Source organism: Paraperlucidibaca sp., assembly GCF_982810325.1.
The window spans coordinates 7,023-33,794 of sequence record NZ_CEYEMI010000005.1 but is presented as its reverse complement, the minus strand read 5'-3'; the positions used below and the strand labels follow the sequence as shown (position 1 = coordinate 33,794).

General features: G+C 53.0%; 24 protein-coding genes. 15 read left to right on the top strand and 9 right to left on the bottom strand.

The window, feature by feature from the left end:
• The first annotated feature begins 18 nt into the window (after nt 1-18).
• Both AC3DKE_RS03385 and tusA read left to right on the top strand, forming a co-directional pair.
• A complete protein-coding gene (locus tag AC3DKE_RS03385; protein ID WP_340676228.1) occupies nt 19-1,266 on the top strand; it encodes an MFS transporter in 1,248 nt (415 codons plus the stop codon).
• A gap of 27 nt (nt 1,267-1,293) precedes the next feature.
• Nucleotides 1,294-1,548: a sulfurtransferase TusA gene (tusA, locus tag AC3DKE_RS03380; protein WP_340676229.1), complete on the top strand. Its 255-nt coding sequence runs from the start codon at nt 1,294-1,296 to the stop codon at nt 1,546-1,548.
• Nucleotides 1,549-1,573: 25 nt separating this feature from the next.
• Here tusA and AC3DKE_RS03375 read toward each other — a convergent pair whose 3' ends face one another.
• A complete protein-coding gene (locus tag AC3DKE_RS03375) occupies nt 1,574-3,001 on the bottom strand; it encodes an MATE family efflux transporter (RefSeq protein ID WP_340676230.1) in 1,428 nt (475 codons plus the stop codon).
• Nucleotides 2,998-3,885 carry an NUDIX hydrolase gene (locus tag AC3DKE_RS03370; protein WP_340676231.1) on the bottom strand — a complete coding sequence of 296 codons (888 nt, stop codon included), beginning with the start codon at nt 3,883-3,885 and terminating at the stop codon, nt 2,998-3,000. Before AC3DKE_RS03370 ends, AC3DKE_RS03375 begins: the two co-directional genes overlap by 4 nt.
• 102 nt (nt 3,886-3,987) lie before the next feature.
• On the opposite strand from AC3DKE_RS03370, the gene AC3DKE_RS03365 reads away from it, so the two are divergent.
• Both AC3DKE_RS03365 and AC3DKE_RS03360 read left to right on the top strand, forming a co-directional pair.
• Complete coding sequence (locus tag AC3DKE_RS03365; RefSeq protein ID WP_487990071.1) at nt 3,988-5,190, top strand: 4-phosphoerythronate dehydrogenase; 1,203 nt, start codon at nt 3,988-3,990, stop codon at nt 5,188-5,190.
• 94 nt (nt 5,191-5,284) lie between these two features.
• Nucleotides 5,285-6,712, top strand: a complete 1,428-nt coding sequence (locus AC3DKE_RS03360) for a high affinity choline transporter 1 (protein WP_487990070.1) — start codon at nt 5,285-5,287, stop codon at nt 6,710-6,712.
• 43 nt (nt 6,713-6,755) lie between these two features.
• Here AC3DKE_RS03360 and rnt read toward each other — a convergent pair whose 3' ends face one another.
• Both rnt and pyrC read right to left on the bottom strand, forming a co-directional pair.
• Nucleotides 6,756-7,382 (bottom strand): ribonuclease T, encoded by a 627-nt coding sequence (gene rnt, locus AC3DKE_RS03355; protein ID WP_340676234.1) that lies wholly within the window; start codon nt 7,380-7,382, stop codon nt 6,756-6,758.
• On the bottom strand, nt 7,379-8,419 hold the full coding sequence (pyrC, locus tag AC3DKE_RS03350; protein WP_340676235.1) for a dihydroorotase: 1,041 nt from the start codon (nt 8,417-8,419) through the stop codon (nt 7,379-7,381). The genes rnt and pyrC overlap by 4 nt, the downstream gene beginning before the upstream one ends.
• A gap of 74 nt (nt 8,420-8,493) precedes the next feature.
• Between pyrC and AC3DKE_RS03345 the strand changes: the two genes are divergently transcribed.
• The 4 genes from AC3DKE_RS03345 (at nt 8,494) to AC3DKE_RS03330 (ending at nt 14,093) form a co-directional block, all read left to right on the top strand.
• Nucleotides 8,494-9,735, top strand: a complete 1,242-nt coding sequence (locus AC3DKE_RS03345) for a GGDEF domain-containing protein (RefSeq protein WP_340676236.1) — start codon at nt 8,494-8,496, stop codon at nt 9,733-9,735.
• 54 nt (nt 9,736-9,789) lie between these two features.
• Nucleotides 9,790-11,013, top strand: a complete 1,224-nt coding sequence (locus tag AC3DKE_RS03340) for an argininosuccinate synthase (RefSeq protein WP_340676237.1) — start codon at nt 9,790-9,792, stop codon at nt 11,011-11,013.
• Between the two features lie 109 nt (nt 11,014-11,122).
• Nucleotides 11,123-12,373: an alpha/beta fold hydrolase gene (locus tag AC3DKE_RS03335; RefSeq protein ID WP_487990069.1), complete on the top strand. Its 1,251-nt coding sequence runs from the start codon at nt 11,123-11,125 to the stop codon at nt 12,371-12,373.
• Nucleotides 12,374-12,419: 46 nt separating this feature from the next.
• The gene (locus AC3DKE_RS03330; RefSeq protein WP_340676239.1) at nt 12,420-14,093 is read left to right on the top strand and encodes an AMP-binding protein; all 1,674 of its coding nucleotides are present in this window, start codon (nt 12,420-12,422) and stop codon (nt 14,091-14,093) included.
• A 33-nt stretch (nt 14,094-14,126) separates the two neighbouring features.
• On the opposite strand, the gene AC3DKE_RS03325 is transcribed toward AC3DKE_RS03330, so the two are convergent.
• The 3 genes from AC3DKE_RS03325 to rsxB are packed head-to-tail and all read right to left on the bottom strand — an operon-like array spanning nt 14,127 to nt 18,269.
• The gene (locus AC3DKE_RS03325) at nt 14,127-16,823 is read right to left on the bottom strand and encodes a DUF748 domain-containing protein (protein WP_487990068.1); all 2,697 of its coding nucleotides are present in this window, start codon (nt 16,821-16,823) and stop codon (nt 14,127-14,129) included.
• Nucleotides 16,816-17,451, bottom strand: coding sequence for an endonuclease III (gene nth / locus AC3DKE_RS03320; protein ID WP_340676241.1), 636 nt, complete (start codon nt 17,449-17,451; stop codon nt 16,816-16,818). The genes AC3DKE_RS03325 and nth overlap by 8 nt, the downstream gene beginning before the upstream one ends.
• On the bottom strand, nt 17,451-18,269 hold the full coding sequence (rsxB, locus tag AC3DKE_RS03315; protein WP_487990067.1) for an electron transport complex subunit RsxB: 819 nt from the start codon (nt 18,267-18,269) through the stop codon (nt 17,451-17,453). The genes nth and rsxB overlap by 1 nt, the downstream gene beginning before the upstream one ends.
• An 86-nt stretch (nt 18,270-18,355) precedes the next feature.
• Between rsxB and AC3DKE_RS03310 the strand changes: the two genes are divergently transcribed.
• From AC3DKE_RS03310 to AC3DKE_RS03290, 5 genes are all read left to right on the top strand, one after another.
• A complete protein-coding gene (locus AC3DKE_RS03310) occupies nt 18,356-19,801 on the top strand; it encodes an amidase (RefSeq protein WP_340676243.1) in 1,446 nt (481 codons plus the stop codon).
• A gap of 3 nt (nt 19,802-19,804) precedes the next feature.
• Nucleotides 19,805-20,707, top strand: a complete 903-nt coding sequence (locus AC3DKE_RS03305; protein WP_340676244.1) for an alpha/beta fold hydrolase — start codon at nt 19,805-19,807, stop codon at nt 20,705-20,707.
• Between the two features lie 247 nt (nt 20,708-20,954).
• Entirely contained in the window at nt 20,955-21,356 is a 402-nt protein-coding gene (locus tag AC3DKE_RS03300) for a hypothetical protein (protein ID WP_487990066.1), read from the top strand.
• A 63-nt stretch (nt 21,357-21,419) separates the two neighbouring features.
• Nucleotides 21,420-22,007: an NAD(P)H-dependent oxidoreductase gene (locus AC3DKE_RS03295; protein WP_340676246.1), complete on the top strand. Its 588-nt coding sequence runs from the start codon at nt 21,420-21,422 to the stop codon at nt 22,005-22,007.
• A 74-nt stretch (nt 22,008-22,081) separates the two neighbouring features.
• On the top strand, nt 22,082-22,420 hold the full coding sequence (locus AC3DKE_RS03290; RefSeq protein WP_340676247.1) for a tRNA-binding protein: 339 nt from the start codon (nt 22,082-22,084) through the stop codon (nt 22,418-22,420).
• Nucleotides 22,421-22,433: 13 nt separating this feature from the next.
• On the opposite strand, the gene AC3DKE_RS03285 is transcribed toward AC3DKE_RS03290, so the two are convergent.
• Nucleotides 22,434-23,303 carry a metal-dependent hydrolase gene (locus tag AC3DKE_RS03285; protein ID WP_487990065.1) on the bottom strand — a complete coding sequence of 290 codons (870 nt, stop codon included), beginning with the start codon at nt 23,301-23,303 and terminating at the stop codon, nt 22,434-22,436.
• 106 nt (nt 23,304-23,409) lie between these two features.
• Here AC3DKE_RS03285 and AC3DKE_RS03280 point away from each other — a divergent pair, with 106 nt between their 5' ends.
• Entirely contained in the window at nt 23,410-23,961 is a 552-nt protein-coding gene (locus tag AC3DKE_RS03280; protein WP_340676249.1) for a hypothetical protein, read from the top strand.
• Nucleotides 23,962-24,004: 43 nt separating this feature from the next.
• Nucleotides 24,005-25,216, top strand: a complete 1,212-nt coding sequence (locus AC3DKE_RS03275; RefSeq protein ID WP_487990064.1) for a hydroxymethylglutaryl-CoA reductase — start codon at nt 24,005-24,007, stop codon at nt 25,214-25,216.
• 92 nt (nt 25,217-25,308) lie between these two features.
• On the opposite strand, the gene metG is transcribed toward AC3DKE_RS03275, so the two are convergent.
• A partial coding sequence (metG, locus tag AC3DKE_RS03270) for a methionine--tRNA ligase (RefSeq protein ID WP_487990063.1) occupies nt 25,309-26,772 on the bottom strand: 1,464 nt, incomplete at its 5' end.

Sequence of the window (26,772 nt, the reverse complement as noted above, 5' to 3'; positions counted from 1 at the left end):
ATAACGTAGAGAAACATCATGTCATCGTTGTCGAAGCGCCTAGGGTTATTGTTGGCCTTATATCTCGCACAAGGCGTGCCGTTTGGCGTGTATTCGCAAGCATTACCAGCCATTTTACGCAGCTATGACGCACCTTTATCACTTATTAGCCTGAGTGGTTTATTGGCAATTCCATGGGCGTTAAAAGTGTTTTGGTCGCCCTTGGTGGATCGCTATTATTGGCCCAGCATAGGGCATCGCCGCAGTTGGATTTTGCCGATGAACGCAGGTTTGGCTATGGTTATGGCCAGTCTGTGTTGGTTTAACCCAGAAAACTTACGCGAAGCATCTGGCGTGTATTGGCTGTTTGGCCTGCTGTTTCTGGTGAACTTATTTGCTGCCACGCAAGACATCGCCACTGACGGTTTGGCGGTACGTATTTTATCCAGCGAAGAGCGTGGCTTGGGCAATGGCATCCAAGTTTCGGCCTATCGTGTTGGCATTATTATTGGCGGCGGTTTGCTGTTGTTAGTGCTCGATACTTTAGGTTGGGCACAAGCATTTATTGGCCTCACCATCATGTCTTTGTTGCTGTTATTGCCTGCCATTTTTTATCGTGAGCCGGCCATTTCTGCTGAAGCCTTGCCGGTTGCTGGTGAGTCGTACACAAGCGCGTGGGTCAGTTTCTTTAAGCGCCCTGAGTTGGCGGGTTGGATTTGGGTTTTAGTGACTTATAAGGTGGCTGACTCGCTATCATCAGCAATGGTGAAGCCGATGATGGTCGATATGGGCATGACGCTGTCGCAGATCGGTTTGCAGGTCAGTATGATCAGCGCCGTGACCACGATAGCTGGCGCTATGCTCGGTGGTTATTGGCTGCAAACAATCGGTCGCCGCCAAGGCTTGGTGTGGTTTGGTGTTTTTCAATGCGTCGCTATTGCTTGTTACGCTATTCCTGCGATGGGTTATGGCGTTGCCGGCTTGAGCGCTACTAGTACTGCTGTCGCGGTCAATGCGCTTGAACATTTCGCCGGCGGCATGGCGATGGCAGCGTTGCTATCGGCAGTAATGGATCGAGCGCGCCAAGCTCATGCCGGCGTTGATTTCACGCTACAGGTAAGTTTGCTTGCGCTATTTGGTGGCTCGTTTTATTTGCCCGCAGGCTTACTTGCCGAGACCGTTGGTTATGCTGATCATTTCTTGATTGCCGCTGCGGTTGGCGTATTTATGTTGTATCCGGCGTGGCGTTTTACGCGTGAGCCAGATGAGTTTGTTGAGGCTAAATAGCTGGCAGATGAACATGAGGTTGTCTTGATGCATGAGAATGAAAAACCAGTGAGCGATGCACTAAGCACACTGGATGCGCGCGGCCTACGCTGCCCTGAGCCGGTGATGATGCTGCACAAACGCGTGCGTGAAATGCAGTCGGGCGAGCACTTGTTAGTGCTCGCTACCGACCCATCGACTACGCGAGATATTCCGAAGTTCTGCCAATTTCTTGGTCATGAGCTGTTGCAGGCAGACGAGCCTGAGCCCGGCCAATACCGCTACGAGCTACGCAAAGGCTAAGCTCTTAAAAAGCCTATGCCGCGCGTTAAGCGATTTGCCATCGTGCCTTGATGATTTTTAGCGTGCTGCCGAGCTGCCATGTGAGCAAAATACTCGCCACAGTTAGGCCCAGCACCAAGCCGAACCAATAGCCGTGTGGGCCCCACGAGTGGCCGCCAAAAAAGTCTGTGCTGCCGGCCAAATACCCCACTGGAATTGCGATAACCCAATAGGCAAAGAGCGTCAGTCGCATCGGGCTTTGCGTATCTTGTAGGCCGCGTAAGCAGCCAGCCGCGGCCACTTGTAGCGCATCAAAAATTTGATAGGCAACAGCAAATAACATGAGCTGCGTGGCTAATTCGCGCACCGCCATATCGTCGGTATAAACAGCGGTAATGGCGTTGCGGCCAAAGAGTAAAATCAATGCCATGCAGGCAGCAATACAGGTTGTGGCGATAAGACCAATGCGTCGAACATGCAATATCGCGGCAAAGTCGCGCGCGCCATAAAACTGGCCTACACGAATAGTCAGCGCAATTGCCACACTCAGCGGCACCATAAATAATAATGAGGTCACCGATAGCGCGACTTGGTGGCCGGCCACAGCGAGTGCACCTTGCGGGCTGACTAGCACCGCAACTAATGCAAATGAGCTGACCTCAAAGAAAATCGCCAAACCAATCGGCAGGCCTAGCGCCGCAATGATTTTAATTTCCGACCATCTTGGCGGCTCCCAAGCCTGCATCAAGCGTGAATGCTTGAAGCGGCGGCTAAGCAGCAAATAGCTGAGCATGATGCCTGACATCAGCCACAGTACGATTGATGTCGCCCAACCACAGCCGGGGCCGCCCATGGCCGGGATGTGCACGGGCATCCACGATAGCCAGCTCACCGCCTCGCTGCCGTGAATAAACAGCATATTGAAGGCGACATTGAGCGTGAGTCCACTCACGCTAATGACCATTACCGGAGTCGGTTGGCCTTGTGCTTCGCAGTAGCAGCGTAAGGCAAAAAATAAGCCCACTGCGGGCATGCCCCACGATACGCCAAGCAAGTATTGCTGAGTTAGCTCGCGCAGTTCTTGCGGTACGCCTAGCCATTCAAATATTGGGTAGGCATGGCGCATTGCAAAGAAGCCGATGACGCCGACGCCCAGCGCCAACCAAAGCGCCTGATGCGTAATGCCGGCAATGCGTTGGCGCTGATTGCCGCCGTGAGCTTCGGCAACCAACGGCGTGGTGGCGAGCAAGATGCCTGTGGTTAATAGAAACAAAGGCAGCCAAATGCCGGAGCCGACAGCGACGGCGGCGAGATCCATGGGCGAAACTTGGCTGGCCATTAGCGTGTCGATAAAACCGTAGGCGGCTTGAGCGAGCTGACTGACTAAAATCGGTGCAGTGAGTAGGCTGAGTGCTTTTAATTCCGCGCGCGTGGTTAGCGGTGCGCTAGGCACCTGAGCATCGGGCGCGCTCATTGCGAAAGGCCGCGGGCGAGATGCTTGGGTTTTAAGTGGCCAAGTTCAATTAAAGTTTGGTGAATGATGGCATTACCATCGCGGCCAAAATAGCGTTGGCGTAGCAAGCCGTAGATAAATACCAGTGCGGCATCCCACGTGTAGCGTCCGCCAAGCACGAGCATAAGTGCATCTTCAACTGGCATTAGGCCGGCATGGGCGACTTCACCATCTTGGTTTAGAGCGATGAAGTGAGCAGGTAAATAGGCATCGAAGACATGAATGCATTCGTCTTGCAGGCCCTCGCCGATACGCCGGCAAATATGCAGCTGAGTGACTGGCGATGGGATGTGGCGAAACAGTAAACCTGCTTCTTCCCATGCCTCACGCGCCAAGCCAACAGCTAAAGATTCACCAGAAGCCAAGCCGCCACCAACCAAGTTGTCGAGCTTGCCGGGGTCAACAAACTTGTGATGGCTGCGCTCGGCAACCCAAATTTGCATACCGTCTGGGCTGGTCAGCCAGCCATTTAAATGCACCGACTGTGTGGCCATGCCTAAGCTGCGAAATGCCGCGCGCTCGGTGGTGAGAAAGCTGTGGCCTTGATGCATCAGTGTCATTGGCTCATCGCGCCAGTTCTGCAGCAAGCCTTGCTCATGCAGCGCATGCGCCCAGCCTTGCACGACGATGCTACGGCCGACGCCATCGCTAGCGGCGCGCAAATGTAGCGATTCGGTTTTGCGCATGGCATGTGCGCCGGCTATCGCCACAAGAGCATCGGCGATGGCAGGCTTTACCCATCCCACGGCAACATCGTCAATATGCAGGCGCAATTCATCGAGCGGTGTAAAGCGCGGCATTTTCTGGAGAAAATTGAGGATGTCGGCGATGAGCGGATGCGACATGTAAGCAAGTCTCGAAAAATTTTGTCTAGTGTAGCGAATGCATCGGCGCTGTGCCGATAGGCAATGGCATACTCGAGCAGTTTTCTGTCAATGAGTATGGCCATGCAAGCAAAAGTCACAGTATTAGCAGATGACATGATGCCCGGAGTTGAGGCGTGTTTGTCGCAATGGCGTGATGCTCAAGGCCGCGCACCTGAGTTTGCTATCGCTCGCATGGCAGGGCGCAGCATGCAGGCATCTGCCTTGAGAGATGTCCAGCTCTTGCTTGTGCGCTCGATTACTCGTGTCGATGCCGAGCTGTTGGCTGAGGCCAATGCATTGCGCTTTGTCGGCAGCGCGACCATTGGCCAAGACCATTTAGACCTTGATGCGCTTAAGGCGGCAGGCGTGGCATGGTCTACAGCGCCTGGCTGCAATGCGCAGGCGGTGGCTGAATGGGTTTTAGCAACGGTGCTAAGGCAGGCAGCGCGTGAGCCAGAGATGACCTTGGCTGAGCTGCGCGGCAAGCGCGTTGGCGTGGTTGGCATGGGGCAAGTGGGTCGTCGTGTTGCGGCATTGTTGTCGGCACTTGGGCTTCAGGTCGTGGGCTGCGATCCACTATTAAGCCAGAGTGATAAAGCTGACTTAGCCGTGTCGGACTGGCAAAACTTAGCTTCATTACTACCAACAGTCGATATCGTATGCCTGCACACACCGCTCACGCGCGCTGGCTCAGCGCCGACTCACCATCTGTTTAATGCTGAGCGATTGGCATTATTAAAACCGGGGGCTTGGCTGATTAACGCAGGCCGTGGCGATGTCATTGAAGCCGATGCATTGGCGGCGTATCTGCAAAAAGGCATCGCCTTACTCGATGTACTGCCTAATGAGCCTGTGCCGGCTCTAGAGGTTATTGAAGCTTGCCAGCAAGTTAGCCCGCATATCGCCGGCCATAGCTTAGAGGGGAAGTGGCGTGGCACTTGGCAGATTACCGCCAAAGCTGCGGCCTTACTCGGCTATGAGCAGGTTGGTGAGCTGGCGGATATTATCCCTGCGCAAGCGCCGCCAGTGCTGCAATGGTCTGCCGCTAGCGCCGAGCATCTGGTTGCGCCTTATGCCGCCATAATGGCGCAGGTGGTTGATTGCGAAGGCGATGACCAGCGTTTACGCGCTGCTGTTGCGGCTTACCCCGGCCAAGCTAGCGCTTTTGATGACTTGCGCAAACACTATGCCACGCGCCGCGAAATCGCCGCTCATCGCATCTTTGGCGTGGCAAAAGCCTCATCCGCGCAGCAACTACTTACTGATCTTGGTTTCTGCTGTTAGCATGCGCAAAAAATGGCGTCAGTAGACGCGTGACTGCCCACTCCCTAAGCACCTATCGTCGGTGCCATGGATGCGCTGTTGGAGACCAAACAGCATGTTAAATACCTTTGTAATTGCCTACTTAGTGGTGTCCATCGCCATCGGCTTATTGGCCACTTTGCGGGTAAAAAACTCGCGCGATTTTATTTCAGCAGGCCGTAGCTTGCCACTCAGCGTGGTCACCGCCACCATGTTTGCTACTTGGTTTGGTTCTGAATCGATTCTCGGCGCGCCATCTACCTTTCTCGATGAAGGGTTGGGTGGCATTGTTGCCGACCCCTTTGGTGCCGCATTTTGTTTGATTTTTGCCGGTATGTTTTTTGCGCGTGCGCTGTATCGCCGCAACCTACTAACCATTGGTGACTTTTTTCGCGATCGATATGGTCGCGAGGCTGAGGTCATTACGTCGGTTGCCATTATGTTGTCTTACTTGGGCTGGGTATCAGCGCAGATGATTGCACTTGGCGTGATTTTTAGCAGCTTAAGTGGCGGTAGCATTAGTCATGACGAAGGTATTTTGATTGGCTCGGCTATTGTGATTTTTTACACCATGTTTGGTGGCATGTGGTCGGTGGCAGTGACGAGCTTTGTACAAATGATCATCATTATTATCGCGCTGTTAGTTATTACGTATGTGGTGGCTGGCAATGCCGGAGGCGTGATGGTTGTCGTCGATCATGCGCAAGCTGCCGGTAAGTTCGAGGATTTTTGGCCGGAAATGTCAGCGGCCTCCATGCTCGCGTGGATTGGTGCTTTCGTGACGTTAGCGCTGGGCTCTATTCCGCAGCAAGACGTGTTTCAGCGCATGAATACGGCAAAAAATGAAAATATCGCGGTTGCCGGCTCAATTTTGGGTGGTGTTGGTTATTTACTATTTTGCATGGTGCCGTTGTTTTTGACCTATGCCGCCGTTGTGATTGACCCAGCCATGGTCGAACGCGTGATGGGCGAGGATCCGCAACAGGTATTGCCGACGTTTATCCAGAATGACTTACCGCTGCTTATGCAGGTGTTGTTTTTTGGCGCATTGCTGTCGGCGATTATGTCTACAGCCTCAGGAACTTTACTTGCACCATCGACGGTATTTACTGAAAACTTACTGAAACCTTTGTTGCCAGCACAAACCGATAAGCAGTTTTTGTTCATGTTGCGCGCAGTGGTTTTAGGCTTTGGCACTTTTATTGGCTGGTATGCCATGCAGTCAGACGCGACTATTTTTGAAATGGTTGAGAACGCATACAAAGTCACTTTGGTGGCTGTGTTTGTTCCGCTCACGGCGGGTATTTATTGGTCTAAAGCCAATCGTGCCGGCGCGCTTACTTCAATGGCGTTTGGTGTTGTGGTGTGGTTGAGCTTTGAATTATGGGCGGCTGAAGGCATTTGGCCACCGCAGTTGGCGGGCTTGTTGGCGAGCATTATTGGCATGTGGTTTGGCGCGACATTTTTGTCGCGCCTGCTGCCATCGCCGGCTAATACGCGCTAAGCATTAGCAGATGAGGCGAGATGACCTCATCTGCTTTAAAGGCTCAAGCCTCGGACATTTCCGGTAAAGCAAATGCCGATTGCCAGCGATTGACGATGCCGCAAAATAACTCGGCAGTGACTTGCGCATCGTAGAGTGCGGAGTGCGCTTCATTCTGATCAAAGTCGATGCCGGCAGCGACGCAGGCGCGTGCGAGCACGGTCTGGCCATAAGCTAAGCCTGCCAATGAGACCGTGTCGAACACCGAAAACGGATGGAACGGATTCTGATTTTTTAGGTTGTGGCGCTCGCTAGCCGCGTTGATGTGGGCGAGATCAAATCCGGCATTGTGACCAACTAAAATGCAGCGTTTGCAGCCGGCATCTTTTTGCGCAGCTTTCACCGCCGCGAAAATATCGCGCAGGCCATCGGCCTCAGTCACCGCTAAGCGCAGCGGGTGATGCGGGTTAATGCCATTGAACTTGAGCGCAGCAGGGTCTAGCTCGAGGCCAGGCTCAGGTTTTAAATGCGCATGATGGCGCGCAACGGGTTGCCAGTTGCCATGCTCATCGGGCAACACGATGACGGCCGCGACTTCCAATAAGGCGTGCGTGCCGGCATCGAAGCCAGCGGTTTCAACATCGACCACGATAGGCAAGAAACCACGGAATCTATCCTTGGCGGCGATCATGCCTGTACCTGCCAATCCAGTTGCTCATTCGCTCGCACAGGCACTACTTGCTGGCCACCAAAGGGGTAGCTCGCAGGCACTGACCATGGCTTACGCACTAGCGTGATGGTGTCGCTATGGCGTGGCAGGTCGTAGAAATCGGCACCAAAATGACTGGCGAAACCTTCGAGCATCTCTAAGGCATTAGCTGCCTCAAAAACCTCAGCATAAAGCTCGATGGCGGCGTGAGCGGTGTAGGCACCGGCGCAGCCGCAGGCCGATTCTTTCGCTCCGATGGCGTGTGGCGCGCTATCAGTGCCTAAAAAGAATTTCGGATTGCCACTGGTTGCAGCCTGAATAAGCGCAGCTTGGTGGCGGCTGTGTTTGAGTATCGGTAAGCAGTAATAGTGCGGGCGAATGCCGCCGGCGAGCATGTGATTGCGGTTAAATAATAAGTGATGTGCAGTGATGGTGGCGCCGATATGCTCTGGCGCATTGCGGACAAATTCGACGGCGTCGGCGGTGGTGATGTGCTCGAGTACAATGCGCAGCGTTGGATGTTTGGCCACTAGCGGCGTGAGCACGGTATCGATAAATACTTTTTCGCGGGCAAAAATATCGATCTCGCTATGAGTGACTTCGCCGTGAATTAGCAGGGGCATGCCGCAGTCGGCCATCTCATTGAGCACCGCATCGACTTTGCTTAAATCGGTAACGCCCGACTGCGAGTTAGTGGTCGCACCGGCAGGGTAGAGCTTCACAGCATGAACAAAGCCACTAGCCTTGGCGCGGCGAATATCATCAACCGTAGTGCCTTCGGTGAGGTAGAGCACCATTAGTGGCTCAAAGCGGCTGCCAGTTGGGCGGGCAGCTAAAATGCGCTCGCGATAAGCGCCGGCTTGTTCGGGCGTCACTGCCGGCGGCAGCAAATTCGGCATGACAATGGCTCGGCCAAAATAACGTGACATGGCGGGCACGGTGTCAACGAGAGCATCGCCATCGCGTAAATGCACATGCCAGTCGTCGGGACGGGTGATAGTGAGTGTATTTTGGGGCATGAGAAGGCTCGTCAACGGCAGCAAAGACGCATAGGCTAACGGATGCTGAGGCATCGGCAAAGACGGAGCATGAGATGAGTGCAGAAAAACCCCCCGCCTGGGAGGCCGAATACGACACCGTACGCGACTTGCTTGGCCAGTCTTTCATGCGTTTGCGCTTTCCTGCGTCGTTTGAAAAAGAATTTCGGCAAAACATGAATACCCGCGCTTTGGAGACTGTGCGCGAAAACTATTGGCTGATGTTTTTACTGGCGCTCAGTGCTGTGCTGATTATTTACTTTCAATACACCGTGGGTGGCGTGTGGATTGGTGCTGTTGAGGACTTGCGCTTAGCTGTCCTGATGGGCTTGTGCATTATTTCGGTATTAGTGGTTTTTACCGCACTCGCCAAAATGCCATCGATGGATCGACATTTTTTTAGCTATACGGTGGTGTGTTGTCTGCTCATGCTGCTTTTCATGACCATATTTCCTGCTTATTTTCGTGATGAAGTACTTCGTCAACGCAGTACCTATCTCGTTATCTACCTGCTCATGATCGTCTATGGCGTGGCCAACTTACGTCTACATCAATCTGCATTTATAGGCTTTACCGGCATGGGCGCTGTTGTATTAGCGGTCAATGTATTGGGCATGCAGCGCTTCGACTGGGGCATGTTCATGCAGTTTTTCTTCCTCACCAACTTAGTCGGTGTCGGTAATAACTACGTGGTAGAAGTGCGAGAGCGCCGGTTATTTTTACAGTCGCGACTACTCGACCTAGAAAAGCGCCAACTCAATAAATTATCTGAGCGACTGGTGCAATTAGCACGCGAAGATGGCCTCACTGGTTTGGCAAATCGCCGCCACTTTAACGATCGCTTTCTGATGGAGTGGGAGCGTGCGCGCCGCGATGGCAAACCCTTGGCATTAGTATTTTCTGACGTAGATCATTTCAAAGCTTTTAACGATAAACACGGCCACTTAGAGGGTGATCGTGCCTTGATAGCAGTTGCCGATGTGCTGAAATCGGTAGCGACTCGCCCTGGCGATTTAGCCGCGCGCTACGGCGGTGAGGAGTTTGTTCTGCTGCTGCCAAACACCACCTGCGATGGTGCGATGGAAGTGGCGCGCGAGTTGATTGCCGGCATCGATGCCAAGGCAATTGCGCATCGCGGCTCCAAGGTTGCCAAGCATGTGACGATTAGCGCTGGCGTTGCCTCGATGGTGCCGGATGTGCATATCGCTCCCGCTAAACTTATCGACCTTGCAGATGAGGCGCTTTACGCCGCCAAGCATGAGGGAAGGCATCGGGTGGTGGTCAGCACGGCCTGCTAACGCGTACAATGCGCGTCTGATTTTTCCATTCGCATGCCTGTGAGTTTTGAACCCATGACCGACATCAAAAAAGTCGTACTCGCCTATTCTGGCGGCCTAGATACCTCCGTTATTGTGCGTTGGTTGCAAGACACCTATGGCTGTGAAATCGTCACTTTCACCGCTGATCTTGGCCAAGGCGAAGAAGTTGAGCCAGCGCGCGCAAAAGCCCACGCCATGGGCATTAAAGACATTTACATCGAAGATTTGCGTGAAGAGTTTGTCCGCGATTTCGTCTTCCCAATGTTCCGTGCCAACACCGTCTATGAAGGCGAATATTTGCTCGGCACATCGATTGCGCGCCCATTAATTGCTAAGCGCCTAGTTGAAATTGCTAACCGCGAAGGCGCCGATGCCATTTCGCACGGCGCAACCGGCAAAGGTAATGACCAAGTCCGTTTCGAGCTCGGCGCCTATGCCTTGAAGCCCGGCATCAAAGTCATTGCCCCGTGGCGTGAATGGGATTTGACCTCGCGTGAAACGCTGATGGCCTACGCCAAAACCCGTGATATCCCCATCGATTTTGCTTCTGCTGGTAAAAAATCACCGTATTCCATGGATGCCAACCTGCTGCACATTTCCTATGAAGGCGGCGTGCTCGAAGATCCATGGACTGAGTGCGAAGAGTCAATGTGGCGTTGGTCAGTCTCGCCAGAAAATGCACCTAACACGGCTACATACATTGATCTCACCTACGAAGGCGGCGACGTTGTTGCCATCGATGGCGAGCGCATGAGCCCAGCGACTGTGCTGACTTATTTGAACAAAATTGGTGGTGCCAACGGCATTGGTCGTTTGGATTTGGTGGAAAACCGCTATGTCGGCATGAAGTCGCGCGGCTGCTACGAAACTCCAGGCGGCACGATTTTGCTGAAGGGCCACCGTGCCATTGAATCGATTACGCTAGATCGCGAAGTCGCTCACATGAAAGATGAGTTGATGCCGCGCTACGCCACGCTGATTTACAACGGTTACTGGTGGAGCCCTGAGCGTCAGTTACTGCAGGGCTTGATCGATAATTCGCAAGCCTGTGTTAATGGTGATGTGCGCTTGAAGCTCTACAAAGGTAACGTGATTGTTGTCGGTCGCCAGTCGGCGCAATCCTTGTTCGATACGCGCATCTCGACCTTTGAAGATGATGGCGGCGCTTACGATCAGAAAGATGCTGAAGGCTTCATTAAGCTGAACGCGCTGCGCTTGCGCATCGCCGCCAACAACGGTCGCACACTGCTCAAATAATAGGGCGGCCGACAACTGGCAACACGAAAATCGTTAAAGCGGGGTACACTGATTTCACAGGTCAGCCCCCGCGATTTCGTTGGCGGTCAGGCATAGGCAGGAGCTCATGATGGCAAGTCGATTAAGAACAATTAGTAAACAAATAAGTGCGTTTCGCGCTCGTGCAGAAGTGGCTACAGGCAATGCGCTAGATTGGGCATTTTTGCGCGGCAGTCTCGTGCAATCGGGCCTAACACCCTACGAAACACTGCTTTCCGGCGACCCGATGTCGCTGCGCTATTATCCGCCACCCTACGAAGACAGAATCCCATTGTCCAATGGCGAAACGATGCCGGTCCAGCGCAAACGCCATGCCGTGCCGCTCGTGTTGGTGCCACCGCTCGGCGTTACCACGGAAAGTTTCGACCTCATGCCGCATCGTAGTCTGGCGCGATTTTTCGCAGCGCGTGGCTACCATGTTTATATGATTGACTGGGGCATTCCAGAACGCCGCCACGCCACCTTGCGCTTAAAAGATTATTCCATCGATATGTTTTCCGAGGCCATCGCGGAAGTGCGTAAGCATTCCGGTGTTGAAGAGGTCTCGTTGATGGGCTGGTGCATGGGCGGCTTGCTGTCGCTGATGTATGCCGGCGGTTCCGGCGATACAAAAATTCGCAACCTCATCACTATTGCTAGCCCGATTGATTTTCGCAGTAGTGGTATTCCGGCAATGCTTGGCCGCATCATCCAAAAGCCTGCTGAATTGGTTCGTCGCTACACGCCACTGCGCGTGCAGGACTTGAATCCGATAAGCATGCAAATGCCGGGCTGGGTCACTACTTTGGGCTTCAAACTCACCGATCCAATAGGCAGCGTCACCACCTATTGGAACTTAGCCAAGCGCTTGGCCGATCGTGAGTTTGTCGAAAGCCATAGCACCACAGCCGACTATCTTGATCACATGCTGGTGTATCCCGTTGGCGTGCTGCAAGACATGTTTGTGCATGCCCTCATCGACAATCAATTTGCCGATGGCATCATGTCTTTGGGCGATATTGACGCCGATCTCAGCACCATCAAGGCAGACTATTTAGCTTATGCCGGCAGCACCGATCACATTGTGCCGATCGATGTCGCGAGCAAATCCGCTGAGCTAGTTGGTAGTGAGTCTAGCGAATTTCGTGTCGCGCCTGGTGGCCATATGGGCGTGATTTTGGGCTCGAAAGCGGCGCATGAGGTTTGGGAGCCTTGCGCGCAATGGCTCGATAGCCGCAGCGATATTGCCGGCGTTGAGAATAAGCAAGAGAAGCCTAGCGCTGCTGCGCGTACGGTAAGACGCATGCAATCACGCCATCGCGCTGAAGACCCAACGCTATGATTTTATGGCCAATGATTTTGCGGCTTTTGCTTTCGGGAAATGTGAAATGACAGTAGCGAACAGTACTTCGTATCCGGTAGATCAACTGTTGTACTGGGCAGAGCAAGCGCCCGATGTTACTTGGCTGATTCAGCATGAAGCCGGCGCTATTCGCACCATGACGTGGCGTGAGGCCGCCGATGAAGTTGGCCGCATGGCATCAGCGCTGAAGGCTCAGGACTGGCCTGCGGGCTCGCGAATCGCTATTGCTGGCATGAACTGCGCGCATTGGTTTTTAGCCGACCTCGCCATCCAAATGGCCGGCCTAGTGCCAGTTGGAATTTACGCTCGACAAGCATCGAAAACCACAGGATGGATTTTGAAGCATTGCGAGGCCAAGGCGATTTTTATTGGCCCCATGCCATCCGCTGTAGCCGCTGATCTGTTGCAGCAAGGTCTACCCAAAGATATCGTCACCATTGCCATGCCTTACGATGCATCGCCTGTGTCTGAGCACACTTGGGCAGGCTTTGCGCGCTCACATCTGCCGTTACGTCGCTATGAAAAGCCTAGCGCCGATACTCTGGCGACCCTGGTCTATACCTCAGGCACTACGGGTAATTCGAAAGGTGTGATGCTGAGTTATGGCAACTTAGCCTTTACCTCAGCAGTGTTTCGCGAAGTAATCCCTTCTAAACCGGGCGAGCGCTTATTTTCGTACTTACCGCTTGCGCATATTTTGGAGCGCGTGGCGGTCGAAATGGCCAGCCTCTATTGGGGTGCCGAGGTGTATTTCCTCGAGCGCGTAGAGAAAATGAGCGAGCAACTGATGGAGACTAAGCCGACACGCTTTGTCGCCGTGCCATTAGTGCTATCACGCCTGCAAGCAAGTTTTACCGCGCGTATTCCTGAGCGCCAATTGCGTGCTTTAGTGAAGCGGCGTTGGCTCGGGCCGTTGCTGCGTAAGCGCATGGTGACGCGCTTAGGTCTGCAACATAGCCGTGCATTATTTTGTGGTGCAGCGCCGGTGCCACAAGCCACATTACTATTTTTCCGCGATGTCTTAGGCCTCGATGTTTACGAGTGCTATGGCCAAAGCGAAGCGCTGTATTGCAGCATGAATCGCCCCGGTGCACAGCGCTTAGGCAGTGTCGGCAAGCCATTTTCGGATGCCAATTTGCGCCTATCGGAAGAGGGCGAAATTCAAGTGCGCCATCCTGGCGTAATGCTTGGCTACTTCAATGATGCTAAGCAAACCAAAGCCGCCTTTACTAGCGACGGCTGGTTGAAAACAGGTGATAAAGGCCGCTTCGATCATGATGGCTTTCTCTATATCACTGGCCGCGTAAAAGAGATTTTTAAAACGGCCAAGGGCAAATATGTCGCGCCGGGCCCAATAGAGGCTGCATTCATGGGCAGCAATAACGACATCGATCAATGTTGTTTAGTTGGTGCCCAGCTCACTCAGCCGGTGATGGTGGTGAATCTGAGCTTGACCGCATTAACTAAGCCGCGCGAGGAAGTTGAGGCAGGTTTATTAGCCGATATGGAGCGCGCAAATGCACCCTTAGAGGACCATGAAAAGATCGCTAAAATGTTGCTAGTCAGCGAGCGCTGGAGCAGTGAAAGCGGCTTATTAACCCCCACTTTAAAAGTCCGACGCAACGAGATCGAAGCCCGCTATGCCGCGGCAGTCACGCAAGTAGCGCGCCGCCGCGAAGTGCTGGTGGAGTGGCAGTAAGCCTTTCTAATCTGTGAGCATCAGCCTGACCCTTTAGGGCAGGCTGATCGTTAGGCTCACCGCGAGTGATGCATCTGTTGTTGCCTTTGGCTGCTCAAGCACTAATTGCTGCGCTGGCACTCCAGCTGCGATTAACGCTTGCTGCACGGCAACGGCTCGCGCTTTGGCAAGGTCGTAGGCGTGCTTGCTGGCAGCCTCTGGGCTTAAGCCGGGCATCATATCTTTTGTCGCATCACTATGGCCTGCAAGGCTCATCTGCAATTCAGGCTTATCTTTTAATGATGCCGCTAAGGTCGTGACTTGTGCCTTTGCCGACTCTGACAGGGCGGCGCTATTAGCAGCAAAGCTGACTTGGTTAAGGTCATCGCCGCCACCGGCTAAACCGCCGAGTAACTTAAACGGTGCTGCTGCTGCGCGCGTGATGAGATTGCCCAATGTCTGCCAAACGATGGGCCATACACGGAACTCTGGGTCGCTTAAGTTCCCGCTTAATGGCACATCTAAATGAATTTCACCTTTCACATCTTTTAGTAATGCGGTGCCAAGTCGCACTGGCAGTCCCGTGGCTTCTTTCGAGCCGCTGGCCTCGCCCCAGGTAAAGTCATTTATGCGCAGGGTGTTTTTAGCGCTGAGCGAGCCTTTATCGATGCTGTATTTCAAGTCTGCCCAGAGCAGGCCGTCTGCTAGTGCGTAGCCCGCATAACGACTGGCGTAAGCGCTGTAGGGCACTAGCGCTAGGCGTTCAGCGCGCAGAGTCATATCGAAGGCTTTGGTTGGCTGCACAATATTTACGGCACCTTTTATGGCAATGGGTGCGGCGTTGGGCAGGTAACCACGTAACTTGATCTGTGCATTTTGACGGCCTGTGAGATCGATTTTGCTGATGCTGCCAGAGAGCTGCGATAGCGCCGTCGCCACGCTTGGAGCCAAGCTATTGTCGGCAAATGCTACGGTGCCGCCGCGCACGGCGAGAGTGTTTATAAAGACATCAGATCTGGCGTTGCTTTCGCTATTCGCCGAGCTATTTGAAGAGCTTGTCTTAGTCAAATTCGCTACGTTGAGCGAGCCATCGCTTTGGCGACTCACGCGTAATTTTGGACTGTCGATCAAGAGGCGATTAATGCCCACTTGCAGCGGCGTACCTTGCGCTTTTAATCCAGTGACTTGCAGTGTGTTTAGCGACAGTAATGGCTGGCCGCGAGCCTCTAAAACACGCAGGTTTTTCACGGAGGTATCGCCAGACCATGCCCAGCTAGGCGCACTTGGTGTTTGCCATTGCAGCTGGCCATCGGTACTGAGCTCGCCCGATGGCAGGCGGATGGCCAGCACTTCGCTAATAAAGCCTTCGAAAGGCTTCAGGGCTAAGTCATCGAGGCTTAGTCTGCCGGAAAAATACGGTGTTGCTGGCGCTTGATTGGCTCGTGCCGATGGCATGCCCAACTCGCCGCGCAGGCTTAGCTTAGCGCTGGTATTGATCGCGGTATTGAGCGTGATGGCGACGCTATCTTGTGCGCTGTCGGCTTTTGGCGTTGCTGATAATGAGAGTGGCCCAAGTGTTAGCGCAGTGTTTGGGCGTGTGCTGAGGTCGCGATAAGTCACCATGACATCGCTGATTTCAGCTTGTTTTAAGCTGCCGGCCCAGTCGATAGGCGCACTAGGCTCAGCCTTAGTAACGGCTTTTCGTGGTGGTCCGGCGAGTGCTTTTATGACGCTAAACTCACCATTGGCATCGCGCTCGACTGAAACGTTTGCACCCACTAAGGTTAATTTATCGCTTGCCCATTCACCGCTAGGATAGGCAAATACCACGCCTTTAGCGCTTAACGTTTTTATGCTTGCGAGCTCATCTTTTTGTGATGCTTTTAGCAGTGCTAATGACAGATCTTCTAGAGTGGCTGAGCTGTTATTAATGGCGACAGAAACGTCGGGCTGTAATTTGGCATCGTAGTTAAGGTCTAATGAAATGCGCCCATTATTGACCGCCAATGGCAGCTTTTCCGGTAACCAGCCGAGTGTATCCGGCAGTGATAGCTTGTTGATTTGCAAACGGCCTTTTGACCTTAATGGTTGCAAGCCAACATCGCCGATCCAGTCGATGCTCGCACCGGCAGGTAGGTCGCCATGCAGCTCGGCTAAGCCATTGGCGCTTTCTGTGCCAATGTCATCGAGGTTTAAGCCCCAATTACTCAGCGCGAATTCGCGTGCAGGTTTTACGCGCTCATCGCGATAAGATAATTCGCCCTCGCTAATGGCCAAACTCTTGAGCTGCCAGCGCGGTGTTTCCACCGCTGGACCATCGCTGCTTGGCACGAGCTGCATAAGTGTTAGCGGGCCTTCAGCGGGTAGTCGTAAATGAATAGTTGGTTGCACCAGAGTCGCCGACTCCAGCACCCATACTGGGCTCAATAAGCTCAGCCATGAATAGTCCAAATGTAGCTCACGAAAACCAATTAATGGTTGTCCTTCTTTGTCGTCAACCGCAACGCCAAAAATATGAAGCTTGCCTTCGAAAGCATCGGTGTCGACTCGTTCAATGCGAATGGCGATGCCTAGGCGCTGGCTGATTTCTTTTGCTAGCGTGTTCTCCACCCAGTTTGGCGCTAAAAATTCGATGGCGGTGACAATGCCCAGCCAAACCACAATAAGCAGTGCCAAGCCGCCCAGAAGCCAGCGGCTGCGTTTGCTAGTTGTTTTGGTAGCACTAACCGGTGTTGCTGAGGGCTTAGTCAAGCACCTTCTCCTTGTATTCGCAGAGGTCTTCAATCAAACAGCTGCCGCAGCGAGGTTTGCGCGCAATGCAGGTGTAACGGCCGTGCAAAATCAGCCAATGATGAGCATCGACACGATACGCTTTTGGCACGACTTTCATCAGCTTTTCTTCGACCGCGACAACATCTTTTCCCGGCGCTAAACGTGTGCGATTCGAGACTCGAAAGATGTGTGTGTCGACGGCGATCGTCGGTTCGCCAAATGCTGTATTCAGCACGACATTAGCGGTTTTACGGCCAACACCGGGCAATGCTTCTAGAGCCTCGCGTTGGCGCGGAATCTCGCTATTGTGTTGCTCAACCAAGATTCGGCAGGTCTTGATGACATTTTCAGCTTTGCTATTAAACAGGCCTAAAGTGCGGATGCAGGCTTTTACGCCATCGACGCCCATCGCCAACATGGCGGCAGGCGTTGGGCCTTGGGCAAATAATTTCACCGTGGCCTTGTTGACACCAACATCGGTTGATTGCGCCGACAGTAAGACCGCGATAAGCAATTCAAACGGGTTGCGATAGTGCAGCTCAGTGCGCGGCTCGGGATTCTCAGCTTGTAGGCGCGAAAAAATAGCCTCGCGCTTGGCGGCATTCATTACAGCGCTCCTGTGGTGCGCACACGCTTACTGCCGGGCGCCTTCGCTTTTGCCAAAGCCGCTTCGGCAGTACTCACAGCCTCGCTCAACTCGGGCAGGCGTGCTTGCAGATGGCTGGCATCTTCGCCACGAGCATTCAGCGCGGCGAGTTGTTTTTCAGTTTTTTTCAGCTGGCTGCGAGCGAGTGCGGCGGCAATCATCAGCGCGCTAGTATCGGGAGCACCGGAGCCAGACGTTTGCGCCACGACGGCGGTTGGGCGGCGCGCAGCTTTAGCCTCAGCCAATTTAGCTTGGCGAGCTTTGAGGGTTTCGAAGCGTTCGCGTGCTTTATCGGCACGATCTTTCGCTGCCTGCTCATCGGCATCTAGCGGTTCATCGGAAGCTTTATGCCAGGTCATGGGAATGTCTGGGCCTTCGACCATATCAATGCAATCGACGGGGCAGGGAGCAACGCAGAGATCACAGCCGGTGCATTCATCGACCATTATGGTGTGCATTTGTTTAGCCGCGCCAACGATGGCATCGACAGGGCAGGCTTGGATGCATTTGGTGCAGCCGATGCATTCATCTTCGCGAATAAAGGCGACTAGACGATGCTCAGGCGTTACGCCATAGGCTGGATCTAGTGGCAGGCTGGGCTTGTCGAGTAAGCGTGCTAGGGCATCAATGGTGCTTTGGCCGCCGGGCACGCAATGATTAATTGCCTCGCCATCGGCGATGGCCTGCGCATAAGGTGCGCAACCAGGATGGCCGCATTGTCCGCACTGGGTTTGCGGCAGCAGGGCATCGATCAGTGGAATCAGTGTTGCGTTGGCCATAAGTGATACTCAAAAACGTGAGTGATTATTGCATCGAGCAGGCGGCTGGGGCAAAGTCGCAACACGTCCATATCTGGCAATTAGTTATGTCTGATCTGCTATTACTCTCGGCTTCCGAGTTGGCTGCACATATACGTAGCGGTAAAACCACTTCGGTGGCTGTAGTTGAGGCGCATATTGCCCGTTTGCGGCAAGTTAATCCCACGCTCAATGCCGTGGTGTGCGAGCGCGTTGCCGATGCCCGTGTTGAGGCTGCAAAAGCCGATGAAGCTGTGGCCAAAGCAAAAAAGGCGCACAAATTAGCGTCACTGCCACCGTTTCTTGGCGTGCCATGCACAATCAAAGAGAACTTTCACTTCGCCGGCATGCCAAATACCGCCGGCTTGGTCAGCCGCATTGGCCGCAAGGTCGCAGATGATGCGCCTATCGTAGCGAATTTACGCGCCGCTGGCGCCATCCCGCTCGGGGTAACTAACACTTCCGAGCTCTGCATGTGGATGGAAACTTTCAATAAGGTCTATGGCCGCACCAATAACCCCTACAACCCAGCACATACAGTCGGCGGTTCATCGGGCGGTGAGGGCGCAATCGTTGGCAGTGGCGCCTCACCTTTTGGTTTGGGCGGCGACGTTGGCGGCTCGATTCGGATGCCGGCATTTTTCAACGGCGTATTTGGCCATAAGTGCTCGCCGGGTTTGATCGATAATGAAGGCCAGTTTCCTGGGCCATCTGGCGGTATTGATCGGCATTTATCGAGCGGGCCCTTGTGCCGTCGCGCAGAAGATTTAGAGCCGCTGGTGCGGGTACTCGCTGGCGACCGTGCTGTGCATTTACAGCCCGTGAGTGATGTCGATATTAGTAAGTTGCGAGTGCTGCAGTTTGCTCGTGAATTGGCCATTTCGCCGGATGCCGACCAACTGGGCGCACGCGACCGTGCCATTGAGGCCTTGATGGCGCAGGGAGCTCGCGTCGAAGCGATTCATTTGCCCTTGATGGCGAAGGCGCTAGACCTGTGGTCGGCTATGCTCGCCACCGCTGGCAGCGATCTGACCTTTGCCGATCATCTCTTTGGTACGCGCTCACCACGCGCCGCACTAGCCGAGTTTGGTCGTTTCGCCATCGGTCGCTCCGACCACACCTTCCCGCTGATTGCCCTCGCGCTATTTGAGCGTTTGCCAGAATGGACACCGAAGCGCACGGCTAAATTGCGTGCTCAGGCTTTAGTGCTGAAGCGCCAGCTGGAAGATGCTTTAGGCGATGATGGCGTATTGATTACGCCGCCGTATCCGACGGTTGCGCCCAAGCATTATCATGCGATGCTGCCGCCGTTTAATTTCGTCAACTGCGCCGTGTTTAATGCCTTGTCGCTGCCCGGCACATCAGTTCCCACCGGCCTTAATAGCGCTGGTCTACCAACAGGCGTGCAAATCATTGCCAAAGAAGGCAATGATCATCTTGGTTTGGCGTGTGCCATGGCCTTGGAAAAATCTCTCGGTGGCTGGGTCTACCCTATTGTGAAAGTGAGTAAGTAAGGCATGAATATTCGCCGCGGCGTTGCAGAGGCCAATGGCCTTGAGTTGGCTTATGAAGACATGGGTGATGTTTTGCACCCACCCATTATTTTAGTGATGGGCTTGAGTGCGCAGCTCACACTATGGCCTTTAGGCTTTTGCGAAGGCTTGGTGGCCGAAGGCCATCGTGTTATCCGTTTTGACAATCGCGACATTGGCTTATCCAGCAAGCTCAGTGATTTGAAAGTGAAAGGTCCGGTTTGGAAACGCATGGTGCGCGCACAATTGGGCCTGTCGAGCCCTGTGCCCTATACCATAATGGATATGGCCGATGATGTATTAGGCCTACTCGACTTCCTGCAAATTCGCCGTGCGCATATTGTTGGTGCCTCCATGGGTGGCATGATTACGCAAATTTTTGCGGCGAAATATCCAGACCGTGTGCGCTCGGTGGGGATAATTTTCTCCAGCACCAACCAAGCTTTATTGCCACCACCCAAGCCATCTGCGCTAAAGCTGCTCACCAGTGGGCCGGGCAAAGGCGCGACATCTGAGCAATACATTGCTCATTCGGCAAAGTTTATGCGTGCGATTCATAGTCCCAACTATCCGTTTAGCGATGCCGAACTGCTGGAGATGGCGCGAGCGTCGCACGCGCGTAGTTTCTATCCGGCTGGTGTCTTGCGCCAATACAATGCCATCTTAGGCACGGGTAGCTTGCGGTCCTATGCCAAACGCATCACCAAGCCCACCGTGGTTATTCACGGCGATGCTGACCCGCTGGTGCGCCCAGCGTGCGGTCGTGCGGTGGCGCGGGCTGTTCCGCGCTCGCAATGGCTGTTGGTGAAGGGCATGGGTCACGATTTGCCGCCCGGCGTATGGCCAGTAATCACACAGGCGCTAATCACTAATATGATGCGAAGCTAGGGCAAGTTGCGGGTGCCGAGTTTCGCTAGCTAAATAGGTTATGCAGTGAACTTGGCGCCCGAAATAAGGCATGGCATGCTTTGCGGCGCAGGATGCGCGGTATTTGATGGCAAGGAGAGCTGTGTTCAAGGCTTTGATGTCCTTGGATTTTTCCCGCGCTCCTTTGTCATATGCAGCAAATAAAAGTTATTACACTGCAGTGCTGCGATATAAACTAGGTTAGGCAATAAGGCTATCAGAGGTAAATATGAATCAAAAATTAATAAAAAATGGATTTATTTTAGCTGCGATCATGAATTTCAGTGTGCTTATATTTTCACGTGGATTTACTAATGTTGCCATAAATGACGCTGACCCTGTTGTAATGTCTAATTTTGGGCTTCTTATGATCGTCATGTGGGGTATTGCCTATCTCTCAGCTGCAACCGTAATATCAAATATAAAATGGGTCGCTGGCGCTTTTGCTTTAGAGAAATTAATTTATGTTGTTGTCTGGATCAATTGGCTTCTGGGAAATAGTCTAGAAGCAGTTTATTCCACAGACATTTTTGCCGGGATTTTTTATAGTATCTATGGCCTAAATGATCTATTTTTTATGCTATTTTTCGCGTGGGTTTTTATGTCATCAAGTCATAAAATTAAATCCTAATATTTTACTAAATTCGAGTTACAGCAAACTGCTTAGCAAGGCGTTAGGCCGCAGAAATATATTATGAGAAAGACAAATAAAAAAATATTAGTGGTACTTGGCCATCCAGACACAAACAGTTTATCGGGGCTCTTCGCTGAAGAATATGTAAGCTCCGCAAGATCTGCTGGGAAAGAGGTTCGGTATATTAAGCTTGGTGAAATCGAGTTTAATCCTGTGCTTAAACATGGCTATAAGCAACGCCAAGAACATGAGCCAGGCTTGGCTCATTTCTGGGAAAGTATCGTTTGGGCAGACCATATCGCTTTCTTCTATCCCATCTGGTGGGGCGCAATGCCTGCTCTGCTCAAGGGGGCATTAGATAGAGTGCTACTGCCTGGAAAGGCTTTTAAGTATCGAGAAAGCTCACAATTTTGGGATCGTTTGCTTGAAGGCAGGAGTGCCCATCTATTCACTACCATGGACACTCCGCCGTGGTACTACCGGATGGCGTATCGAATGCCTGGGCATAATCAAATGAAGCGAACAATATTGGAGTTTTGTGGTATCAAGCCAGTAAAAATTCACTCATTTGGCCCTGTGCGATACGCCAAACCCGATAAAATCGAGAAGTGGGTATCGACGGTAAGGCGTTATGGCTCAGTGGCCTAACAATTCATTTAAGCCGATACCGTTTCGCGGCACGGCTTAACTAAGGCGCTGGACGAAAATACTCAAGGTAAGATATGGAATATATTGATTGGGGCGACTTCCAGAAAGTCGATATCCGCGTTGGAACCATTGTCGATGTCGAAGACTTTCCAGAGGCTCGTCGGCCTGCTTACAAACTAAAGGTGGATTTCGGGCAAGAGCTTGGTATTAAAAAGTCTAGTGCACAGATCACTGCTCTATATACGAAAGAAGAGCTTCTCGGTAAGCAGGTGCTGGCAGTAGTCAATTTCCCGCCAAAACAAATTGGCCCCATTATGTCTGAGTGTTTAGTCACTGGGTTGCACCGCCCTGATGGTTCTGTGGTGCTATCAACCGTCGATATGGAGCTGCCCAATGGTGCACGGTTGGCATAACAAGGCGCCATTGTTATGCCGCCTGAGTCCTTGCCCGGCCATTCATTGGTACTGGCGTAGCAATGGCGTTGAGCTTGTCGCGCCAGTAGGCCACCAAAGCACTATTTTCGTGCTCCCAAGGGTGGAAGTCGTGCTTGAAGTAGTCCAGATACTCAGGGATCAAGCCTGAAATAACACCATTAAAGCCAAACAGCTTATTTAGGCCAAAAGCCCACGTTTTTGGACTAAATAACGACTTATCGCGATACAAAAACTGCAACTGAAAAGCGCTAACGACTGCGGCCAAAATTACGGTCGCGAAAACCTGAAAGACAATGCGCTCGGCGTAGCTATTGCCTGGCACGCTTTTGTATAAATCAAAGGCCACGGCCTTGTGCTCGGTTTCTTCAATGGCATGCCACATCCACACCGGACGCATCTCTTCAGCTAGGCCATCCATGATGGTGGTGTCGCTGAGCAGACGGTTGGCGATGATGGCGGTGAAGTGCTCAAGTGCTACGGTGATGGCGAGTTGCTGGCGTTTGCTTAACATGCGGCGGCCCAAGTTGAGTAAGCCTAAGGTGAACTTCTCGGCACGAAGAGCCGGCAAGCCTTTGGCCTCGAGCATATTATTGAGTGACACATGCTCCAGCGAATGCATAGCTTCCTGACCAATAAAGCCGGAGATATCTTTTTGCGTGGCCTTGTCTGGCGCGTGTTCGCGCAACTGGCGCACAGAGTCGACAAAGAAACGCTCGCCGACTGGAAATAGAGTCGAAAGCGTGCCTAAGAAATGCGTTGAAAATGCATCGTCAAAGACCCAGTGACGTGGCACATTGTTGAACTGAAAATCCATGCGAGTAGGCGTGATTTGGATGACGTCCGGCGTGGTGATATGCGTCATGGTGTTTATCCTCTAGTATCGTGACGACTCATTGGTCACATGCAACCAAACTATCACTCTATGTGACATTGTCAACTGTAACAATAATAAATAGTGAATAGACCCTATGCAATTAATTACCCGCTGTGATGCGCTTGAAGGTGTCCTTGATAAGTGGCGAGAAGCCATAGGGAGTGACTTTCAGGCCTATAAAAATCATTGTTACCGTGTACTCAATGGTGCCTATGCTGTGCTTGAGGCAGGGAATTTAGCCAGTGATGAGCATCTTGAAACCATAGGTTTTGCGCTCGGCTTTCACGATCTCGGCATTTGGTCAGATGTGAATTTTGATTATCTTGAGCCTTCGGCGCGGCGAGCTGAGCTGGCAATGGCCGATATGGTGTGGCCAGACCTACGCAAACAGCAGGTGCTCTCGATCATTGCCCGACATCATCAGTTCACCCGCATTAATGATGACTCGCTAAGCGAGGCTGTACGTCAAGCCGATTGGTGCGACGTTAGCTTTGGCCTGATGCGAGGCACGATTGAAAAAGCGCGCTGGCGGCAAATCACTAAGCGCTTCCCCAATGCTGGATTTCACCAGCTCTTGATACGCAAGGGCGGGGTGCATGCGCTAAAGCATCCTTTGAACCCGTTGCCGATGATGCGCTGGCGCTGAGCAATATTATTTTCGCGTGAATACTAATAAGAAGAATTCGAAAATGACCGATAGCAAATCTACAAACCATGTCAGCGCCGCTACGTTGCCAAAACTGCCGCGCGATAAAACCAACGATTACAGCCACGCTATGGCGCAGGCGCGTCGCGATACCGTGACAGAAAACACAGGCGCCGCGCTCACACACACTGGCCAATTCTCTATCGATCCTGCACTTTTGCCGGGAAATATCGAAGGCTTCTCCGGCATTGTGCAAGTGCCAATGGGCTTCGCTGGCCCAATATTGCTCGATGGCGAACACGCGCAAGGCGAGTTCTATGTGCCAATGGCGACCACCGAAGGCACGCTGCTGGCGAGTTATAGCCGTGGCATGCGCCTAACCCGCGAGGCTGGCGGTGTGCGCACTACCGTCATCGATGATGCCATGCAGCGCGCGCCAATTTTTGTCTTCGATGATGCGCGTTATGCCCGTGATTTTGGCCTATGGGTCACCGCGCATTTTGCCGAGATTAAAGCCGCTGCCGAAGCCACCACGCGCTCGGGCAAGCTGCGTGATATTCAGCAATTTGCCCAAGGTAAAATGCGTTGGCTGCGCTTTAACTTCACCACTGGCGATGCCGCTGGGCAAAACATGGTGAGTAAGGCCACGCACGCGGCCTGCCAATGGATGCTGGCGCAGCAACTTTCTGGCCTTGCGCATTTTTCCTTGGCGGCGAATTTCGATACCGACAAAAAGCATTCGGTGGTGAATAGTCTGCACACGCGCGGTAAACGTGTGGTGGCAGAAATCACGCTGCCGGCGAAGCTGTTAAAAGAGGTTATGCACACCAGTGGCGAGGCGCTGTTTAAGCAGCGCCAGCTATCAAATATGGGTGCGATGATGGCGGGCTCAGTCAATAACGGTGCGCACTTTGCCAACGGTATCACCGCGGTATTCATGGCTTGCGGGCAGGATGTTGCCAATGTGGCGGAGTCATCGGCGGGTTTCGTTCACGCCGAATTAAAGCCCAATGGCGACTATTATTTTTCCGTGACCATTCCGGCTTTGATTGTCGCCACTTATGGCGGCGGCACCGGTCTGCCAACGCAGCGCGAATGCTTGGAAGTGATGGGCTGTTATGGCGCTGGCAAAGTCAATAAGTTGGCCGAGATCATCGCCGCAACGGTGCTGTGCGGCGAGCTATCGCTGTCTTCAGCTATCGTCTCAGACCAGTGGGTGTCTAGCCATGATGCGCTGGGGCGCAACCGGCCATAAGGCGGCAATTCATTGGCCCGCGCAGGCGACTAGTAATGCAAAAGAGGGGCTGCTGACTAAATGCCAGCAGCCCCTCTTTTCATCTGCGAGGCTTATTTAACCTGCATGCCAGCGCTTGCGCCATCGTCAGGCGAGAGCAGATAAATATCCGCGCCACCTGGGCCTGCCGCGAGCAACATGCCTTCGCTCATGCCGAATTTCATTTTGCGTGGGGCAAGATTGGCCACCAAAACGGCATGACGCCCAACCAACACGCTAGGCTCGGGATAGGCAGCTTTAATGCCGGCAAACACTTGCCGCGTCTCGCCACCGACATCGACTTGGATACGCAGCAACTTATCGGCACCATCTACGTGCTCAGCGCTAATGATTTTCGCCACGCGTAGATCAATTTTGGCAAAGTCATCGATGCTGATATGACCAGCATCGGCAGCACTACTTGTGGCCTTGGCCACTGATTTTTTATCTGCGGCAGCCGTGGCCGCCGAGTTCGCGGCGGATTGGCCTGCCGTCGCAGAGGCGGCATCGGCTGCTGATAATGAGTCTTGCGAAGCGCTGACCAAGGCAGCAACGTTGATGGGATCAACGCGCGTCATCAAGGGGCTAAATTCGCCAATGCGATGACCCAGGAGTAGTTCGCGACGGCGCTCCCAACCGAAGTCAGCAACATTTAAGAAGGCCGCGCTTTGGGCAGACATTGCCGGCAAAATCGGCGCTAAGTAAGTAATTAGCTGGCGGAATAGGTTGATGCCTACCGAGCACACCGCGTGCACCTCAGCTTCTTTGCCTTCAATTTTCGCCAATGCCCACGGCTTTTTCTCATCGATGTATTGGTTGGCACGATCGGCTAGCGCCATGATCTCGCGCACAGCACGGCCAAATTCGCGAGCTTCGAAGTGCGCGGCAATGCTATCGCCAGCGGCAATCGCTTCCGCTAAAAGTTCAGGCTCGGCGCACTCGGCACTGAGTTGATTGTCGAAGCGCTTGGCGATAAAGCCCGCGCAACGGCTGGCGATATTGACCACTTTGCCGACCAAGTCTGAGTTCACGCGTTGCGTGAAGTCTTCGAGATTTAAGTCGATGTCTTCGACGCGGCCAGAAAGCTTGGCAGCGAAGTAGTAGCGCAAATATTCAGGATTTAAGTGCTGCAAATAGGTTTGCGCTTGAATAAAGGTGCCGCGTGACTTCGACATTTTTTGACCATTAACGGTCAAAAAGCCATGTGCGAAAACGCCTGTAGGCTTGCGGAAACCGGCGCCTTCGAGCATTGCTGGCCAAAACAACGCGTGGAAATACACGATGTCTTTGCCAATGAAATGGTAGAGCTCGGTGTCGCTACCTTCACGCCAATAATCATCGAAATTTAGCTCTGGCGTGCGCGCGCATAAGTTCTTGAAGCTGGCCATATAGCCAATCGGCGCATCGAGCCAAACATAGAAATACTTGCCCGGCGCATCGGGGATTTCAAAGCCGAAGTAAGGTGCATCGCGCGAAATATCCCAGTCGGCAAGGCCGGACTCGAACCATTCGGCGAGCTTGTTGGCGACTTCATTTTG

What these genes read in the sequence shown, in the direction of transcription:
- rsxB (WP_487990067.1), bottom strand. Translation starts at nt 18,269, where the DNA reads ATGGCCAACGCAACACTGATTCCACTGATCGATGCCCTGCTGCCGCAA.
- AC3DKE_RS03280 (WP_340676249.1), top strand. Translation starts at nt 23,410, where the DNA reads ATGCAATTAATTACCCGCTGTGATGCGCTTGAAGGTGTCCTTGATAAG.
- AC3DKE_RS03365 (WP_487990071.1), top strand. Translation starts at nt 3,988, where the DNA reads ATGCAAGCAAAAGTCACAGTATTAGCAGATGACATGATGCCCGGAGTT.
- AC3DKE_RS03370 (WP_340676231.1), bottom strand. Translation starts at nt 3,885, where the DNA reads ATGTCGCATCCGCTCATCGCCGACATCCTCAATTTTCTCCAGAAAATG.
- tusA (WP_340676229.1), top strand. Translation starts at nt 1,294, where the DNA reads ATGCATGAGAATGAAAAACCAGTGAGCGATGCACTAAGCACACTGGAT.
- AC3DKE_RS03285 (WP_487990065.1), bottom strand. Translation starts at nt 23,303, where the DNA reads ATGACGCATATCACCACGCCGGACGTCATCCAAATCACGCCTACTCGC.
- AC3DKE_RS03375 (WP_340676230.1), bottom strand. Translation starts at nt 3,001, where the DNA reads ATGAGCGCGCCCGATGCTCAGGTGCCTAGCGCACCGCTAACCACGCGC.
- rnt (WP_340676234.1), bottom strand. Translation starts at nt 7,382, where the DNA reads ATGATCGCCGCCAAGGATAGATTCCGTGGTTTCTTGCCTATCGTGGTC.
- AC3DKE_RS03360 (WP_487990070.1), top strand. Translation starts at nt 5,285, where the DNA reads ATGTTAAATACCTTTGTAATTGCCTACTTAGTGGTGTCCATCGCCATC.
- AC3DKE_RS03330 (WP_340676239.1), top strand. Translation starts at nt 12,420, where the DNA reads ATGACAGTAGCGAACAGTACTTCGTATCCGGTAGATCAACTGTTGTAC.
- AC3DKE_RS03340 (WP_340676237.1), top strand. Translation starts at nt 9,790, where the DNA reads ATGACCGACATCAAAAAAGTCGTACTCGCCTATTCTGGCGGCCTAGAT.
- AC3DKE_RS03385 (WP_340676228.1), top strand. Translation starts at nt 19, where the DNA reads ATGTCATCGTTGTCGAAGCGCCTAGGGTTATTGTTGGCCTTATATCTC.
- AC3DKE_RS03295 (WP_340676246.1), top strand. Translation starts at nt 21,420, where the DNA reads ATGAGAAAGACAAATAAAAAAATATTAGTGGTACTTGGCCATCCAGAC.
- AC3DKE_RS03290 (WP_340676247.1), top strand. Translation starts at nt 22,082, where the DNA reads ATGGAATATATTGATTGGGGCGACTTCCAGAAAGTCGATATCCGCGTT.
- pyrC (WP_340676235.1), bottom strand. Translation starts at nt 8,419, where the DNA reads ATGCCCCAAAATACACTCACTATCACCCGTCCCGACGACTGGCATGTG.
- AC3DKE_RS03310 (WP_340676243.1), top strand. Translation starts at nt 18,356, where the DNA reads ATGTCTGATCTGCTATTACTCTCGGCTTCCGAGTTGGCTGCACATATA.
- AC3DKE_RS03275 (WP_487990064.1), top strand. Translation starts at nt 24,005, where the DNA reads ATGACCGATAGCAAATCTACAAACCATGTCAGCGCCGCTACGTTGCCA.
- AC3DKE_RS03300 (WP_487990066.1), top strand. Translation starts at nt 20,955, where the DNA reads ATGAATCAAAAATTAATAAAAAATGGATTTATTTTAGCTGCGATCATG.
- AC3DKE_RS03335 (WP_487990069.1), top strand. Translation starts at nt 11,123, where the DNA reads ATGGCAAGTCGATTAAGAACAATTAGTAAACAAATAAGTGCGTTTCGC.
- AC3DKE_RS03345 (WP_340676236.1), top strand. Translation starts at nt 8,494, where the DNA reads ATGAGTGCAGAAAAACCCCCCGCCTGGGAGGCCGAATACGACACCGTA.
- nth (WP_340676241.1), bottom strand. Translation starts at nt 17,451, where the DNA reads ATGAATGCCGCCAAGCGCGAGGCTATTTTTTCGCGCCTACAAGCTGAG.
- AC3DKE_RS03305 (WP_340676244.1), top strand. Translation starts at nt 19,805, where the DNA reads ATGAATATTCGCCGCGGCGTTGCAGAGGCCAATGGCCTTGAGTTGGCT.